The organism is Micromonospora sp. WMMD736 (assembly GCF_049179015.1).
In the GTDB taxonomy this organism is placed as follows: domain Bacteria; phylum Actinomycetota; class Actinomycetes; order Mycobacteriales; family Micromonosporaceae; genus Micromonospora.
The window spans coordinates 401039-415438 of sequence record NZ_JBMHMI010000001.1 but is presented as its reverse complement, the minus strand read 5'-3'; the positions used below and the strand labels follow the sequence as shown (position 1 = coordinate 415438).

Annotated in this window: 14 protein-coding genes; 9 read left to right on the top strand and 5 right to left on the bottom strand. The window is 72.4% G+C overall.

The window, feature by feature from the left end:
* Window positions 1-5: 5 nt before the first annotated feature.
* Window positions 6-659, bottom strand: coding sequence for a hypothetical protein (locus ACN269_RS01600; RefSeq protein ID WP_421470637.1), 654 nt, complete (start codon window positions 657-659; stop codon window positions 6-8).
* Window positions 660-888: 229 nt separating this feature from the next.
* Here ACN269_RS01600 and ACN269_RS01595 point away from each other — a divergent pair, with 229 nt between their 5' ends.
* A complete protein-coding gene (locus ACN269_RS01595; RefSeq protein WP_421470636.1) occupies window positions 889-1482 on the top strand; it encodes an AMIN-like domain-containing (lipo)protein in 594 nt (197 codons plus the stop codon).
* Between the two features lie 27 nt (window positions 1483-1509).
* Here the strand turns inward: ACN269_RS01595 and ACN269_RS01590 are convergent, their stop codons facing one another.
* Window positions 1510-2532 (bottom strand): GlxA family transcriptional regulator, encoded by a 1023-nt coding sequence (locus ACN269_RS01590; protein WP_421470635.1) that lies wholly within the window; start codon window positions 2530-2532, stop codon window positions 1510-1512.
* A gap of 178 nt (window positions 2533-2710) precedes the next feature.
* On the opposite strand from ACN269_RS01590, the gene ACN269_RS01585 reads away from it, so the two are divergent.
* The gene (locus tag ACN269_RS01585) at window positions 2711-3349 is read left to right on the top strand and encodes an HD domain-containing protein (protein WP_421470634.1); all 639 of its coding nucleotides are present in this window, start codon (window positions 2711-2713) and stop codon (window positions 3347-3349) included.
* Window positions 3350-3361: 12 nt separating this feature from the next.
* Window positions 3362-4279: an NADP-dependent oxidoreductase gene (locus ACN269_RS01580; RefSeq protein ID WP_421470633.1), complete on the top strand. Its 918-nt coding sequence runs from the start codon at window positions 3362-3364 to the stop codon at window positions 4277-4279.
* Window positions 4280-4324: 45 nt separating this feature from the next.
* Here ACN269_RS01580 and ACN269_RS01575 read toward each other — a convergent pair whose 3' ends face one another.
* Entirely contained in the window at window positions 4325-4657 is a 333-nt protein-coding gene (locus tag ACN269_RS01575; RefSeq protein WP_421470632.1) for an L-rhamnose mutarotase, read from the bottom strand.
* Window positions 4658-4818: 161 nt separating this feature from the next.
* On the opposite strand from ACN269_RS01575, the gene ACN269_RS01570 reads away from it, so the two are divergent.
* The 6 genes from ACN269_RS01570 (at window position 4819) to ACN269_RS01545 (ending at window position 10939) form a co-directional block, all read left to right on the top strand.
* Window positions 4819-5499, top strand: coding sequence for a response regulator (locus ACN269_RS01570; RefSeq protein WP_421470631.1), 681 nt, complete (start codon window positions 4819-4821; stop codon window positions 5497-5499).
* Window positions 5500-5512: 13 nt separating this feature from the next.
* Window positions 5513-6931: a sensor histidine kinase gene (locus tag ACN269_RS01565; RefSeq protein ID WP_421470630.1), complete on the top strand. Its 1419-nt coding sequence runs from the start codon at window positions 5513-5515 to the stop codon at window positions 6929-6931.
* Window positions 6918-7832: a Gmad2 immunoglobulin-like domain-containing protein gene (locus tag ACN269_RS01560; RefSeq protein ID WP_421470629.1), complete on the top strand. Its 915-nt coding sequence runs from the start codon at window positions 6918-6920 to the stop codon at window positions 7830-7832. Before ACN269_RS01565 ends, ACN269_RS01560 begins: the two co-directional genes overlap by 14 nt.
* Before the next feature lie 129 nt (window positions 7833-7961).
* Window positions 7962-8573: a TetR/AcrR family transcriptional regulator gene (locus ACN269_RS01555; protein WP_421470628.1), complete on the top strand. Its 612-nt coding sequence runs from the start codon at window positions 7962-7964 to the stop codon at window positions 8571-8573.
* Between the two features lie 33 nt (window positions 8574-8606).
* A complete protein-coding gene (locus ACN269_RS01550) occupies window positions 8607-10100 on the top strand; it encodes an MFS transporter (protein WP_421470627.1) in 1494 nt (497 codons plus the stop codon).
* Between the two features lie 47 nt (window positions 10101-10147).
* Window positions 10148-10939, top strand: a complete 792-nt coding sequence (locus ACN269_RS01545) for a maleylpyruvate isomerase family mycothiol-dependent enzyme (RefSeq protein WP_421470626.1) — start codon at window positions 10148-10150, stop codon at window positions 10937-10939.
* 43 nt (window positions 10940-10982) lie between these two features.
* Here ACN269_RS01545 and ACN269_RS01540 read toward each other — a convergent pair whose 3' ends face one another.
* Both ACN269_RS01540 and ACN269_RS01535 read right to left on the bottom strand, forming a co-directional pair.
* On the bottom strand, window positions 10983-12182 hold the full coding sequence (locus tag ACN269_RS01540; RefSeq protein ID WP_421470625.1) for an RtcB family protein: 1200 nt from the start codon (window positions 12180-12182) through the stop codon (window positions 10983-10985).
* Window positions 12183-12942: 760 nt separating this feature from the next.
* A complete protein-coding gene (locus tag ACN269_RS01535) occupies window positions 12943-14217 on the bottom strand; it encodes an RICIN domain-containing protein (protein ID WP_421470624.1) in 1275 nt (424 codons plus the stop codon).
* Window positions 14218-14400: the final 183 nt, after the last annotated feature.

Below are 14400 nucleotides of genomic sequence, written 5' to 3'. Positions count from 1 at the left end.
GCCGGTCAGGGTTGGCGACGGCGCTCCTGCTCGAGTCGCTCGTCCAGCCGACCCAGCTCGTAGATGGCGTTGAGGCTGGTCGGCAGGCGGCGGACGTTGTCCGGCCCAGGGTCGGGATCGGGAGTTGGCGTCGGGTCGGGAGTAGGTGCGGGAACGGCCGGAGGACCGGCACTGCCACGGCGGCGCAGCAGCAGCACCGCCAGCCCGACCAGGACCGCCGCCACCAGGAGGTAGGACACGGGCGGCCAGCCATCGCGGACGGGGTCGGCGATGGCTGGCGCGACGATCGGCGCCGGGGTGTCGCCGCCGCGCGGGGGCACGGCCGTGTCGCGTCCGTTGGTGCCGGCGCTCCCGTCGGGACGGTCGGGCTTGACCGTCGCCCGGTCACCGGCCGACGAGCCGGCGGGCGCGGATGTCGCGCCGGGCTTCGCCGGGCCGGACGGCACGGTCGCTGGTGGCCGGCTCGGCCCGGCGGTCGGGGCGCGGGTGCCGCTCGGCGTCGGGGTCGGTGTGGGCGTACCGCCGCCGCCCAGCAGGTCGCCCACGATCCGGCCGACACCGCCCACCAGTTCGCCGATCGGGCCCGGCGTAGGGGACACCGTGGGCGTGGGCGTGGGCGCGAGGGCGAGGGTCAGCGCGAGGACGACGACGGCAGGCATCCATCCACCTCCGATGTGCCGATGCGAGGCACCGTACCGCAATGTGGGACGCCGTGGGGTGCCACGCCACGCCACGGCGCAGCTGACGCCCATAGCGACGCGTCGACCGCTGTTACCCAGCGGTTACGCCACGGCGAGGTGCCCGTGTCGATGCGGGACGACGGTGGCGGCGAGGGTCACCGGCAGGGCCGCCGCGACGTGACCCCGGGACACCGAACGGAGAACCACGATGAGGATCAGGAGCGCGTCGACCGCGACGGCGGTCGTCCTCGCCGGAGTGCTCGCCACGGCGGGCAGCAGCGCGGCGGGCACCAGCAGCGCGACGGGCAACGGCCCGGCACGTGCCGCGACCGAGGCGGCGTACTGCGGGATCACCTGGGGCAGCGGGGAGAAGTCGGCCGGCGCGCTGAGCGACGCGCCCCTGGTCGACGTCCGGACGGGCCGGCACGACTGCTACGACCGGGTGGTGTTCGAGTTCGGCGGTCCGGTCGACGGGTACACGATCGGCTACGGCGAGACCTGGACCGAGGGCGAAGGGCTGGCGCTGTCGCCGTACACCGCCGGAGGCGCGCTGCTGCGGGTCTCCCTGCGGGCCCCGGCGTACGACGCCGACCACCTCGGTACGGTCCCGTACCCGGTCGGTGGCCACGTCACGAACCTGCTGCGCTACCCGACGCTGCGCGACGTGGTCTTCGGCGGCAGCTTCGAGGGCTACAGCACCTTCGCCGTCGGCGTGCGGGCCCGGTTGCCGTTCCGCGCCGTCGTGCTGGCCGGTCCGGGCACCCACAGCCGGATCGTGCTCGACGTCGCCCACCAGTGGTGACCAGCGCCGTACCCGGGCGGCCGGGCCTCAGGGTCGTGTCGGAGCCTCGTCCGCCTGGGCGCGACGGGTCGTCCGGAACCGCCGTTGGTAGGCGGCGGGGCTGATCGACAGCTTGCGGGCGAAGACCCGTCGCATGCTCTCGTAGCTGGGAAATCCGGCGAGCGTCGCGGCCTGCGTCGCGCTGTGGTTCTGGTCCAGCAGCGCCCGGGCCAGGTCGAATCGAATGTTCTCCACGTAGCGGGCGGGTGTCGTGGACAGCTCGTCGTGGAACAGCCGGGTCAGCTGTCGGGTGCTCACGTTGAGGTGTTTCGCGAGTTCGGTGAGCGAGTGGTCGGCGCCGGGGTTCGCCGCCACCAGGTCGGCGATCCGGCGCAGGGCCGGCGACCGGGGCGGGGGCCCCTGCAACGGCGCGGAGAACTGGGACTGACCGCCGGCGCGCTGCATGTACACCACCAGGGCGCGGGCCACCTCGCGCGCCAGGTCGGGCCCGTGGTCCTCCTCGATGAGGGCGAGCGCCAGGTCGATGCCGGCGGTCACGCCCGCCGAGGTGTAGGTCGTACCGTCGCGCACGTAGATCGCGTCGGGTTCGACGTGGCAGGTGGGACACCTGGTGGTCAGCTCGTGCGCGACCTGCCAGTGGGTGGTGGCGCGCTTGCCGTCGAGGAGGCCGGCGGCGGCGAGGACGAACGCTCCGGTGCAGATCGACGCGACCCGTGCGGCCGTGCCGGCCGGCGCGCGTACGGCGTCCGCCAGGTCGGCGGGGACGAGTGCGCGCGGATACCGGTCGGACCCGGCCACCAGCAGCGTGTCGACGTCGGGTGCGGCGGTGACGGCGCCGTCGACCGCCAGCCGGACGCCGAGGCTCGACGTGACGTCCGCACCGGTCGGCGAGAGCAGCACGATCCGGTAGTCCGCGCCGAAGCGGTTCGCCTCCTTGAACACCTCGGCCGGACCCGCGACGTCCAGCAGGGTCACCCCGTCGTACACGAGGACCGCGACGCGGTGCGGGGGTCGATGATCATCGGGGTGCTGGACGGGCGGCGTGGACACGATGCATTGGTAGCACGTCGCCAGCGGGAACGAACGAGGTCTCCATCACTCAGCGTAGCGGCCAGTCTCTGTCCGGATATGAGGGGTTCCTGGCTCGACGAGGGCGGCGGGCCACGACGGCCGGTGGGCACGATGGGGTCGTCGGCAGTCGGCTCACCTCGTCGGAAAGGCAATGGAAATGGCAGAGGTCATCGCGGGATTCGAGATTCCGCGAACAACGGCGGTCGCCGAGGCGACCCGGCACATTCAGGAGACGACCGGACCGCTCATCTACCACCATTCGCGGCGGGTCTTCCTCTTCGGCCTGATCCACGCCCGGCGGCTGGGCGTCGAGCCGGACCCGGAACTGCTCTACCTGGCGGCCATGTTCCACGACGCCGGGCTCGTGACGCCGTACTCGGACCTCCAGCAGCGCTTCGAGGTCGACGGCGCCGACCACGCCCGCAGGTTCCTGCTGGACCGGGGGTTTCCCGCGGCCGCCGCGGAGACCGTCTGGACGGCGATCGCCCTGCACACCACGCCGGGTATTCCCGATCGGATGGGCCCGGAGATCGCGACCACCTACCTCGGGGTGTTGACCGACGTCCTCGGCCTCGGCCTGGACGGGCTCGACACCGACCAGTTGGCGGAAATCCTCGCCGTCCATCCGCGCGGGGATTTCAAGAACGAATTCCTGCGCACCACCGTCGACGGGCTGAAGAATCGACCCGAGACCACGATCGGCACCGTCAACTCCGACTATCTCGAACACTTCGTTCCCGGCTTCCAGCGTGTGACGACGGTCGAGCGCATCGTCGGCTCACCCTGGCCGAGCTGAAAGGCCACGAACATGAGAGCCATCACCGTACGCGACCGGAACGCCGGGGTGCCGGGGCTCACCCTGACCGACATGCCGTACCCGCACGCCGCGGAGAACGACGTCATCGTGCGCGTCCACGCGGCCGGCTTCACGCCCGGGGAACTCGACTGGCCGACGACGTGGACCGACCGCGCGGGCCGGGACCGGACGCCCACCATCCCCGGCCACGAACTCTCGGGCGTGGTGGCCGAACTCGGCTACGGCACCACCGGCCTGACGGTGGGTCAGCGGGTGTTCGGCCTGACCGACTGGGCCCGCGACGGTTCCCTCGCCGAGTACACGGCGGTGGAGGCGCGGAACCTCGCCCCGCTGGCGGCCGACGTCGAGCACACCGTGGCTGCGGCGCTGCCGATCTCCGGACTGACGGCCTGGCAGGGGCTGTTCGACCACGCCCACCTCACGAGCGGCCAGACCGTCCTCGTGCACGGCGCGGCCGGCGGTGTCGGCTCGATCGCCGTCCAACTCGCGCGGGAGGTGGGCGCCCAGGTGATCGGCACCGGTCGCGCCGCCGACCGCGACCTCGCGCTCTCGCTCGGCGCGCAGACCTTCGTCGATCTGGACGCCGACGACCTGCGGCAGGTCGGCGAGGTGGACGTGGTGTTCGACGTCATCGGCGGCGACATCCTGCGCCGGTCGACCGAGCTGGTCCGCCCGGGCGGCACCGCGGTGACGATCACCGCGCCGCCCGACGTCCAGCCCAGGAACGGGCGAGCCGTCTTCTTCGTGGTCGAACCCGACCGGGCCCGGCTGGTCGACCTCGCCGAGCGCCTCCGCACCGGACGCCTCAGGCCCGTGGTGGGCGACGTGCGGCCGCTCGACGAGACGGCCTCGGCGTTCGCCCGTCACCGTCGTACGCCGGGAAAGACGATCATCAAGATCGCGGAGTGACCCGGAGCGTCGGCCGGCTCCCGGCGGGAGCCGGCCGACGTCGACCTAACCTCGGGAGTCCTGCGGGGCCTCGTCGGCCAGGTGCCAGACCTCGCGCATCGGCGCCCACCAGTCGCCCGAGCCGGGCTCGGCCAGCGACTCCTGGCACGGGTCGGTCAACTTCCACCACTCCTGGGTCTGCGGGTCCGCGGCGATCAACCGCAGGTCGGCCTCGTAGTCGTCGCCGACGTACTCGTAGTAGCCGAAGAGCAGGTCGTCGTGGAGGAAGATCGTGTAGTTGCGGAAGTTCGCCTCGCGCAGCGTCTGCTCGACGCTCGGCCAGACGGCGGCGTGTAACCGCAGGTAGGTCTCCCGCTGCTCGGGGCGGAGTCGGATCACGCAGCCATGACGTTGCACGTCGTGCCCTTTCGTGTGAGGGGGATGCCCGGAGGCACCTGACCGTAGCGGGTGGACGGTGCTCAGATGAGGACCCGACCGGCCGCCGATGACGGCCGTTCCGCCAGGGTTACGCACAGTGGTCACAGGTCTACCCTCGACTGATGGACGGCCGCGTACTGGTGGTCGAGGACGACGTCTTCATCCGGGAGGTCACCGCCCTCGGTCTGCGCCGTGCCGGCTTCCGGGTCGACACCGCCGCCGACGGACGAGCGGCACTGGTGACCTGGCGAGCGCACCCGGTCGACCTGATCGTGCTCGACGTCATGCTGCCCGAGCTGGACGGACTGGAGGTGTGCCGGGAGATCCGGCGGACGAGCCAGGTGCCGATCCTCATGCTGACCGCGCGCACCGACACCCTCGACGTGGTGGTCGGTCTGGAGTGCGGCGCGGACGACTACCTGCGCAAGCCCTTCGACCTGCCGGAGCTGGTGGCCCGGGTCCGCTCGGTGCTGCGGCGGGTGAGCGCGCCGACGCCGTCGCGCACCATCGCCGTCGGCGACCTGGAGATCGACCCGGGCGCCTTCGTGGTACGCCGCGACGGCCGGGAGGTGGAGCTGACCGCGACCGAGTTCCGGCTCCTGCTGGAGCTGGCCCGACGTCCCGGCCAGGTCTTCACCCGGGAACTGTTGCTGGACCTGGTCTGGAACCACCGCTTCCTGGGTGACTCACGGCTCGTCGACGTGGCGGTGCAGAGGCTGCGCGCGAAGGTCGAGGACGATCCGGCGCACCCCCGGCGCATCCGCACCGTACGCGGCGCGGGCTACAAACTCTCCGGCGGCTGACGGGAGGTCGGCGATGGCCGTACGCGCGGTGCCGCCCGGCCGGCTGCGTCGCCGACTGACGATCGCGTTCGTGCTGGTCGCCGGGGTGTCCGCCGGTCTGCTCGCCGGCGGGACCGGGCTGTTGCTGCGGCAGTCCTGGTGGGACGCGTCGCTGCGCCAGGCCGCCGCCGACGCCCGTTACCAGCTCGTGCTCGCCGGACAGTTCGTGCCGTTGACCGAGCAGCGCGACGCCGAGCTGCTCACCAGCTTCGAGGGCAGCGGCCGGCACGTCGTCCTCGTCGACGGCGTCACCCGCCCCTCTCACCCCGGGTACGCCCCCGCCCTGGGCGCGGCCCTGCGGGCGTCGGTCGCGGACGGGCAGCTCGCCTTCCAACGGTCGACGGCGGCGCAGCGACCCCGTCTGCTGGTGGTGGGTGGGCGGATTCCAGGTTCGACCGCGGAGCTGTACGTGATCACCGTGGAGGACGACGTCGCGGCCGGCCTGAACCAGGTGTACGCCGCGCTGCTGGCCGGCTGGGTGGTCGTCGTCCTCGTCGCCGCCGGGGTGGGCAACCTCCTGGCCCGCCGCACCCTGGAGCCGGTGGGCCGGGCCAGTCGCGCCGCCCGTGCGCTCACCGAAGGGCTGCTCGCCACCCGTCTGCCGGTACGCGGGCGGGACGAGTTCAGCGCGTGGGCGGCGTCGTTCAACGAGATGGCCGAGGCGCTGGAGGCGAAGATCGCCGCCCTGTCGGCCGCGCAGGCCCGGGAGCGGCGGTTCACCGCCGACGTCGCGCACGAGCTGCGTACCCCGGTGACCGCCCTGGTGGCGGCGGCCTCGCTGCTGCGCGAGCAGCTGGACCGGATGCCCGACGACGCCCGGCCGGCCGCACGGCTGCTGGTCGGGGACGTGGTCCGGCTGCGCCGCCTGGTCGAGGACCTGATGGAGATCTCGCGGCTGGACGCCGGGCAGGACCGCCCGAGCGCCGAACCGGTGGACGCGCTGGCGCTGTTACGCGCGATCGTCGCGGCGCGGGGCTGGTCGGACCGGGTGCTGGTCGCCGGCGATCCCGTCACGCTGCGCACGGACCCTCGCCACCTGGAACGTGTCCTGGCCAACCTGGTCGCCAACGCGGTCGAGCACGGCGGCGGCGAGATCTCCGCGAGCGTGCGCGAGGCGGGTGGCGGCGTCGTGTTCGAGGTGGCCGACCAGGGGCCGGGGATCCCGGTCGCGCACCTGCCGCTGGTGTTCGACCGGTTCCACAAGGTCGACGCCACGCGCTCGACCTCGGGCAGCGGCCTCGGTCTGGCGATTGCCCGGGAACACGCGGCGGTGGTGGGCGGTGTGATGACCGTGCGTAGCGCGCCGGGCGTCGGCACGCTGTTTCGTCTGGAGCTGCCCGCGCGGGGTCCCGACGGTGGCGCGCGGGAGGGGGTGCGGGATGAGCTGCCGTGACCTGGGGCGCGCGGCCGGCGTCGCGGCGCTCGTCGCCGCGCTCGCCGTCGGCGGCTGCGGCACCCCGCGCTCCGGCGACCTGGGCGCGGTGCCGACCGCACCTTCGCCCACCCCTGCCCCGTCGGCCGTCGCGCCGGCCACGACCCCACCGGCCGCTGCGGTGCCGCCGACGCCGCCGGCCACCGGCACCCCGCCGCGTCCGCCGACACCGACGGTCACCGGGACCCGCCGGCCGGACCTGGTGACGATCGAGCTGTGGTACGTCCGCTCCGGTCGGCTCGTGCCCACCCGGCGCACCCGACCGGCCACCGTCGCCACGTCCCGGCTCGCCCTCAGTGAGCTGACCGCCGGACCGACGCCGGCCGAGGCCGCCACGGGGATGGTGACCCTGCTGCCGGCCGGCGTCGAGGTCACCCGGATCGCCGACGGGTTGGCGACCCTCGGTCCGGTTCCGTCCGCCGACGACCCGGCGGACCGTCGGCTGCGCGAGGCGCAGGTGGTCTGGACGCTCACCCAGTTCCCCACCGTCCGGCGGGTCCGCTTTTCCGGTGGCGCACCGGTCGGTCGGGCCGACTATCCGGGCCTGCTCGCGCCGATCGTGGTCACCGGGCCGAGCGTCGGCGAGAGGGTCACCGCCCCGCGCGCCGTCACCGGCACGGCAGACGTGTTCGAGGCCACGGTGAGCGTCCGGGTGCTCGACGACGCCGGCCGCCAGGTGGCCACCGCCTTCGGCACGGCGAGCTGCGGCAGTGGCTGCCGGGGCGACTACCGGGTGGTGGTGACCTGGCGGACGACCAGGCAGCAGCACGGCACGATCGAGGTGTACGAGGTGTCGGCCCGGGACGGCACACGCCTCAACACCGTGGCCGTGCCGGTGCTCCTCGCGCCACCCGACGGCTGAGTGCGAAACGTGACCGTTTCGCTCGCTGGATGCGACGCACCTCATAAAAACCTGCACGAAGGCCCCCGAGCGAACTAGGGTCAGTACGACATCGTTTCACGGGGGGTGCGGGTGCGGGAGGGTCAGCAGGTGAGCACGGGCGTCGGCGTGCCGGCCGCGCGGTCGGCCCGGTGCACGGGCACCGACCTGTTCAGCGTCGTGATCGACCTGCTGCGCGAGGTCGGCTACGACCGGATGACCATCGACGCCGTGGCCGCGCGCGCCCACGTCAGCAAGGCCACCATCTACCGGCGGTGGGACGGTAAGGCCGAGCTGGTCGTCGCCGCCCTGAGCGACCGCCAGGTCGGCGTGCTCAACCCACCCGACACCGGCTCGTTGCGGGGTGACCTGCTCGAGCTGCTCCGCGCCACCGCCGCCATCTGCGTCGCCGACTGCGACCTGATGCAGGCGCTGACCTTCGCCATGCGCACCAGTCCAGAGCTGGAACGTCTGGTGCGCCACCAGGTGCTGCCCGCCGGCCGGGTGGCCAGCACCGCCGTCCTCGTCCGGGCCGCCGCCCGTGGGGAGATCCCCCCGGAGGCCGGCGAACGGGACCTGTTCCACGACCTGGCGCCCGCGCTCCTCATGTCCCGCCTGGTCGCGCACGGCCTGCCCGCCGACGACGCGTTCCTCACCCAGGTCGTCGACCAGGTGCTGATCCCGGTCCTGACCTACCGCCACGACCGCCCGTCCCAGGCCTGATCCATCAACATCCGCACCACGGAAGGCTTCACCATGCCCGGAACCACCTCGACCGCCCCCGGCGCACCTGGCGCCGGGACGTCGACAGGCGCCCCGCACCCGCGGCGCTGGATCGCCCTGGCGGTCATCGCGGTCTCGCAGCTGATGGTCGTCCTCGACGCCACCATCGTGAACATCGCGCTCCCGCAGGCCCAGGCCGACCTGGGCATCACCGACGCGAACCGGCAGTGGGTGATCACCGCCTACACGCTGGCCTTCGGCGGTCTGCTCCTGCTCGGCGGCCGGATCGCCGACTACTGGGGGCGCAAGCGCACCTTCCTGGTCGGCATGACCGGCTTCGCGCTGGCCTCCGCGCTGGGTGGTCTCGCCACCACCGGTGGGATGCTCTTCGCCGCCCGCGCGTTGCAGGGCGCGTTCGGCGCGCTCCTCGCGCCGGCCGCCCTGGCACTGCTCACGGTGCTGTTCACCGAGGCCACCGAGCGGGCCAAGGCGTTCGCCGTGTACGGCGCGATCGCCGGTGGCGGCTCCGCGGTCGGGCTGCTGCTCGGCGGGGTGCTGACCGAATACGCCGACTGGCGCTGGTGCCTACTGGTCAACATCCCGGTCGCCGCCGTGGCGATCGCCTTCGCCCTCCCGCTCGTGCCGGAGAGCCGGGCGCACGGCAATACCCGCTACGACGTGCCCGGCGCGGTCGTCGTCACCGCCGGTCTGGTCTCCCTCGTCTACGGCTTCACCAAGGCGGCCGAGGACGGCTGGGACGCGACCGCCACGCTCGGCTTCATCGCCGCCGGTGTGGTGCTGCTGGCCGCCTTCGTGGTGATCGAGCTGCGCACCAACCACCCGCTGCTGCCGCTGCGGATCATCCTGGACCGCAACCGGGGCGGGGCGTACCTCACCTCGACGCTGATCGGCGCGGGCCTGTTCGGGGCGTTCCTCTTCCTGACCTTCTACTTCCAGGTGGTTCTGCAGTACAAGCCGCTGGAGGCCGGCCTGGCGTCGCTGCCGGTCACCGCCGGTGTGCTGATCGCCGCGGGTGGCGCCAGCCAGCTCATGCCGCGACTGGGCGCCAAGCCGCTGATGGTCGCCGGTGCGGTGCTCGCCGCCGTGGGCATGCTGGTGCTGACCCAGATCGACGTCGACACCCCGTTCCTCACCCACCTGCTGCCCGCCCAGGTCATCCTGGGCCTGGGGCTCGGCTTCACCTTCGTCCCGCTGTCCAGCCTCGCGCTGGTCGGGGTGCCGGAGCACGACGCCGGCGCGGCCAGCGCGACGCTCAACGCCACCCAGCAGGTCGGCGGCTCGCTCGGCACGGCGCTGCTGAACACCTTCTACACCAGCGCGGTCACCGCGTACCTGGTCGGCAGGGCGCCGAACCCGGCGACGCAGGTGGAGGCGCTGGTGCACGGGTACCGCGTCGCGTTCGCCTGGGGCGCGGTGCTGATCGTGCTCGCCGGGCTGGTCACGCTGGTCCTGATAAAGGTGCGCAAGGAGGACATCCCGGCCGGCAATGCCGTGCACATGGGCTGAAACCGGGTAGCGTCCCGACCATCGTCGAAGATCCGTTGAGGAGACACATGTCCACGGCTGCCGACCAGATCATCCACGCGTTACGGGCGGGCCACGAGGAGCTCGCCGCGCTCGTGCGCGACCTGAAGGACGACGACCTGCGCCAGCCCTCCGGGGCCAGCGAATGGCAGGTCTCCCAGGTGCTCAGCCACCTGGGCAGCGGCGCCGAGATCGGCCTCGCGGGCCTGAACGCCTCCATCGAGGGCACACCCGCCCCGGACGGCGACTTCAACCGTGGCGTGTGGCAGCGCTGGGACGCCATGTCCCCCGAGGAGCACGCCGCCGGCTTCCTGGCGTCCAACGAGCGTCTGGTCGAGGCGTACGAGGCGCTGGACGCCGAGACCCGCCAGTCGCTGCGGATCAACCTCGGCTTCCTGCCCGAGCCGGTCGACGTGGCCACCGCCGCCCGGTTCCGGCTCAGCGAGTTCGCTCTGCACCAGTGGGACGCCGAGGTGGCGTTCAACCCGTTCGCGGCGGTGACGCCGGAGGCGGTGCCGCTGCTCCTCGACCAGATCGGCGGCATGCTGAGCTGGACCAGCCGGCCCACGGAGCTGGCCGGCCGCGAGGCGACCCTGCTGGTGCGGCTGCGGGACCCCGAGCGGACGTTCGGGCTGCGGCTGGGCGAGCCGATCATGCTCACCGACGCGCCGGAGCAGCCGGACGGCGAGCTGTCCCTGCCGGCCGAGGCGTGGCTGCGGCTGGTGGTCGGCCGGCTCGGGACCCGCTACACGCCGGACGGTGTGCAGGTGAACGGCCCGGTGACCCTGGAGGACCTGCGTCGGGTCTTCGTCGGCTTCTGAGGGCATCGCGCGGGCCGGTGCTCCCGGCCCGCGCGTACCCTCGTCAGCCCTTGACGCAGACGACCTGCTTGAGGTGCGCGACCACCTCCACCAGGTCGTCCTGCTGGGCCATCACGGCGGTGATGTCCTTGTACGCGCCGGGGATCTCGTCGACCACCCCGGCGTCCTTGCGGCACTCCACGCCCGCGGTCTGCGCCGCCAGGTCGGCGGTGCTGAACGTCCGCTTCGCCTGCGCCCGCGACATCCGCCGCCCGGCACCGTGCGACGCGGAGCAGTACGCGTCCGGGTTGCCCCGACCCCGCACGATGTACGACCCGGTGCCCATCGACCCCGGGATGATGCCCAGGTCACCCCGGCCGGCCCGGATCGCGCCCTTGCGGGTGACCAGCACCTCGACGCCGTCGTAGCTCTCCTCGGAGACGTAGTTGTGGTGGCAGGAGATGGGCTCGTCGTAGCCGACCTGCGGAAACTGCTCGCGCACCACGTTGCAGAGCAGTGCCAGCATGACGGCCCGGTTGCGCCGCGCGTACTCCTGCGCCCACCACAGGTCCCGCCGGTACGCGTCCATCTCCGGCGTGCCGGCGAGGAACACGGCCAGGTCCCGGTCGGGCAGGTCGGCGTTGTGCGGCAGCCGCCGGGCCACCCCGATGTGCCGCTCGGCCAGTTCCTTGCCGATGTTGCGGGACCCCGAGTGCAGCATCAGCCAGACCCGGCCCTCGTCGTCGCCGCCCTGCTCCAGGCAGACCTCGATGAAGTGGTTGCCGCCGCCGAGCGTCCCGAGCTGCCGCTGCGCCCGCGTCTCGAGCTGCGCCACCCGCCGGTCCAGCCCGGCGAAGCGAGCCCAGAAGTCGCCCCAGCCGCCCTGCTCCAGCCCGCGGACCCGACGCGGGTTGACCGCTTCGGTCCGCTGGGCGAAGCCGACCGGGATGGTGGCCTCGATCGCGGACCGCAGCCCGCCCAGGTCGTCCGGCAGGTCGGCGGCGGTCAGCGAGGTGCGCACCGCCGACATGCCGCAGCCGATGTCGACGCCGACCGCGGCCGGCGAGACGGCCTGCCGCATGGCGATCACCGAGCCGACCGTCGCGCCCTTGCCGAAGTGCACGTCGGGCATGACGGCGACACCCTGCACCCAGGGCAGCGCGCCGATGTTGCGCAGCTGCTTCGCGGCCTGCGGCTCGATGGCGTACGGGTCGGTCCAGACCCGGACCGGCGCCCGGGTGCCGGCGAGCGGAGTGAATCCCATGATGGTCTCCTTACGCGGATACGAAATGGCCGCCCGATCCCGGTGGGGAGGGCGGCCGGCGGACGCGTCAGCGTCAGTCGCGCCACCTCGGCCCGGTGCCCCGCAAAGGGTTACAGGTGATGGTCGTGGAAGGGCTGAGCAGATAACCGCCGGCAGGAGGCAGCCGCCGGGCGGCGTCGGTGCGGACGCGTCGCGACACGGCGTACTCCCCTCGTGGTTGCTCTCGACCTTGCACCGGTGACAGTAGGAGGGCTGCGGCGCGTCCGCAATGGATATCTCCGTCGGCGCGGCGCTGCCGGACCCGGAGGACCTGTCACCCACACGTCCTGTCGAGCTGCCCCAGATGTGGGGCGGCAGCGGGCGACCGGCCCCGCCACGCAGCGACCGGCGCGCACACGGAACAGGGTCCGCCACCCAGCGACCGGCGCGGACACCCAGAACAGGGCCTGCCACCGAGAGCGAGGCCCGCCCTCCAGGCCAGCGCCGGCCACCGAGGCGGGCGCCGCTCGACCGCGCCGAGCGCGCCCCATTCATGGGGCAGCTCGACAGGGGCACCGCACCGCTCGACCAGGTCGTCCAGACGCGCTCGCTGGTGCCGGCGAACCAGATGTCCGAGTCGGTGCGCGCGCCGTCGGCGTCGAACCGGTGCAGCACCGCGTACCACCGCTTGTGCCGGTACCAGTCGTCTTCGGCTCCGGCACCGTCGGTGAGGGTGGCGGTGACGGAGCCGAATCGCCATGACCGGCAGGCTAGAGCCGCCCTACGACACGGCCACCAGCCGGAACGACTGCGCCGCGGTGCCGTTGCAGGTGTACTGGATGAGCTGGACGCTGTCCGCCGTGGACGCTCCGGGCACGTCCAGGCACTTGCCACTGCTGCGGTTGACGATGCGGTAGTAGCCGCCGCCCTCGGACTCCGCGCGCCACTGCTGGTTGGTGCCGCCGCTGTAGGACCAGAGCTGGATGGGGGCCGAGTCGGCGGTCGACCGGTCGGTCACGTCGAGCACCTGGGCGCTGTTGTTGCGGTTGTTGACCCGCAGGTAGCCGTCGCTGGTCGGGGCGAACTGGTACTGCTGGGCGGTGCTGTTGTTGCAGGCGTACTGCTGGATGGCGGTGCCGTTCGCGCTGGCGGCGGCCCGCGCGTCCACGCACTTGCCGCTGCCCCGGTTGACCACGGTGTGCCAGGCGGTGGGCGAGATCGGGCCGGCGCTGCCGGTCGGCGTCGGCGTCGGGGTGGGTGCCGTGCCGATGCCCGCGAGCCAGTGCAGCCCGTCGATCAGCAGCTTGTTCTGCTGGGCGCTGTCGAAGGTGGACGACAGGCCGGTCTTGGTGCCGTAGTCCATCCGGTTGTGCCCGAAGTTGGCGTAGATCATCTTGTACTGGCGGTTGCTCCAGACCAGCGGGTAGTAGCCGCTGTACCAGGACTGGTTGGGGTCGGTGCCGACCGGGAAGCTCGACGGGTCGACCGAGGCCAGGATGTCGATGTTGGAGTTCTGCCGCAGGTCGTTGCTCCACGAGTACCACTCGCTGAACGACGACGAGAACGTCGCCGGGAGGTTCCGGGTGGCCGCGTGGGTGCGGTTGTCGACGCGCATGGTGACCCGGGTCGGCGACCAGGTGTTGGTCCGGAACGCGCCGGAGCCGAGGAACGTGTTGTAGTACCAGCTCCAGCTCGACGGGTTGTCGGTCCAGGCGCTCACGTGGAAGCCCATCCACGCCCCGCCGTTCTGCATGTACTGCTGGAACGCTGCCCGCTGGGCGGTCGGCGGGGCGTCGTCCAGGAACATGACGACCTTGTACTGGGCCAGGTTGGCGGTGTTCAGCAGGCTCCAGTTGTTGGTGGCCTCCCAGGAGAAGCCGTACTGGGCGGCCGCCTGCGGGAACCAGGCACGCGCGTCCTTGACGAAGTCGATGTGCGCGTCGTCCCAGGTGCCGTTGTAGAAGGCCAGGACCTTGAACGTGGGCGCGGCCTGCGCGCTGCGCGTGACGCCGAGGCCGACGCCGGCGCTCACGGCCACGACGAGGGCGACGAACACGGACAGGATCCTTCTGGTACGAGAGGAGAGTTCTGCGATCACCTGATCGTCCCTTCGGTCGGGACGCGCGCCGCCGCGTCGACGTAAATCTGTTCACAAGGTTTACAGATAGACGAAAGGTTATGCGTTTCCGACCTACGGCGTCAATCGCACAGCGGCAATCGGGTGGGATTCCTACGGCAG

What these genes read in the sequence shown, in the direction of transcription:
- ACN269_RS01600 (WP_421470637.1), bottom strand. Translation starts at nt 659, where the DNA reads ATGCCTGCCGTCGTCGTCCTCGCGCTGACCCTCGCCCTCGCGCCCACG.
- ACN269_RS01595 (WP_421470636.1), top strand. Translation starts at nt 889, where the DNA reads ATGAGGATCAGGAGCGCGTCGACCGCGACGGCGGTCGTCCTCGCCGGA.
- ACN269_RS01585 (WP_421470634.1), top strand. Translation starts at nt 2,711, where the DNA reads ATGGCAGAGGTCATCGCGGGATTCGAGATTCCGCGAACAACGGCGGTC.
- ACN269_RS01580 (WP_421470633.1), top strand. Translation starts at nt 3,362, where the DNA reads ATGAGAGCCATCACCGTACGCGACCGGAACGCCGGGGTGCCGGGGCTC.
- ACN269_RS01570 (WP_421470631.1), top strand. Translation starts at nt 4,819, where the DNA reads ATGGACGGCCGCGTACTGGTGGTCGAGGACGACGTCTTCATCCGGGAG.
- ACN269_RS01565 (WP_421470630.1), top strand. Translation starts at nt 5,513, where the DNA reads ATGGCCGTACGCGCGGTGCCGCCCGGCCGGCTGCGTCGCCGACTGACG.
- ACN269_RS01560 (WP_421470629.1), top strand. Translation starts at nt 6,918, where the DNA reads ATGAGCTGCCGTGACCTGGGGCGCGCGGCCGGCGTCGCGGCGCTCGTC.
- ACN269_RS01550 (WP_421470627.1), top strand. Translation starts at nt 8,607, where the DNA reads ATGCCCGGAACCACCTCGACCGCCCCCGGCGCACCTGGCGCCGGGACG.
- ACN269_RS01545 (WP_421470626.1), top strand. Translation starts at nt 10,148, where the DNA reads ATGTCCACGGCTGCCGACCAGATCATCCACGCGTTACGGGCGGGCCAC.
- ACN269_RS01540 (WP_421470625.1), bottom strand. Translation starts at nt 12,182, where the DNA reads ATGGGATTCACTCCGCTCGCCGGCACCCGGGCGCCGGTCCGGGTCTGG.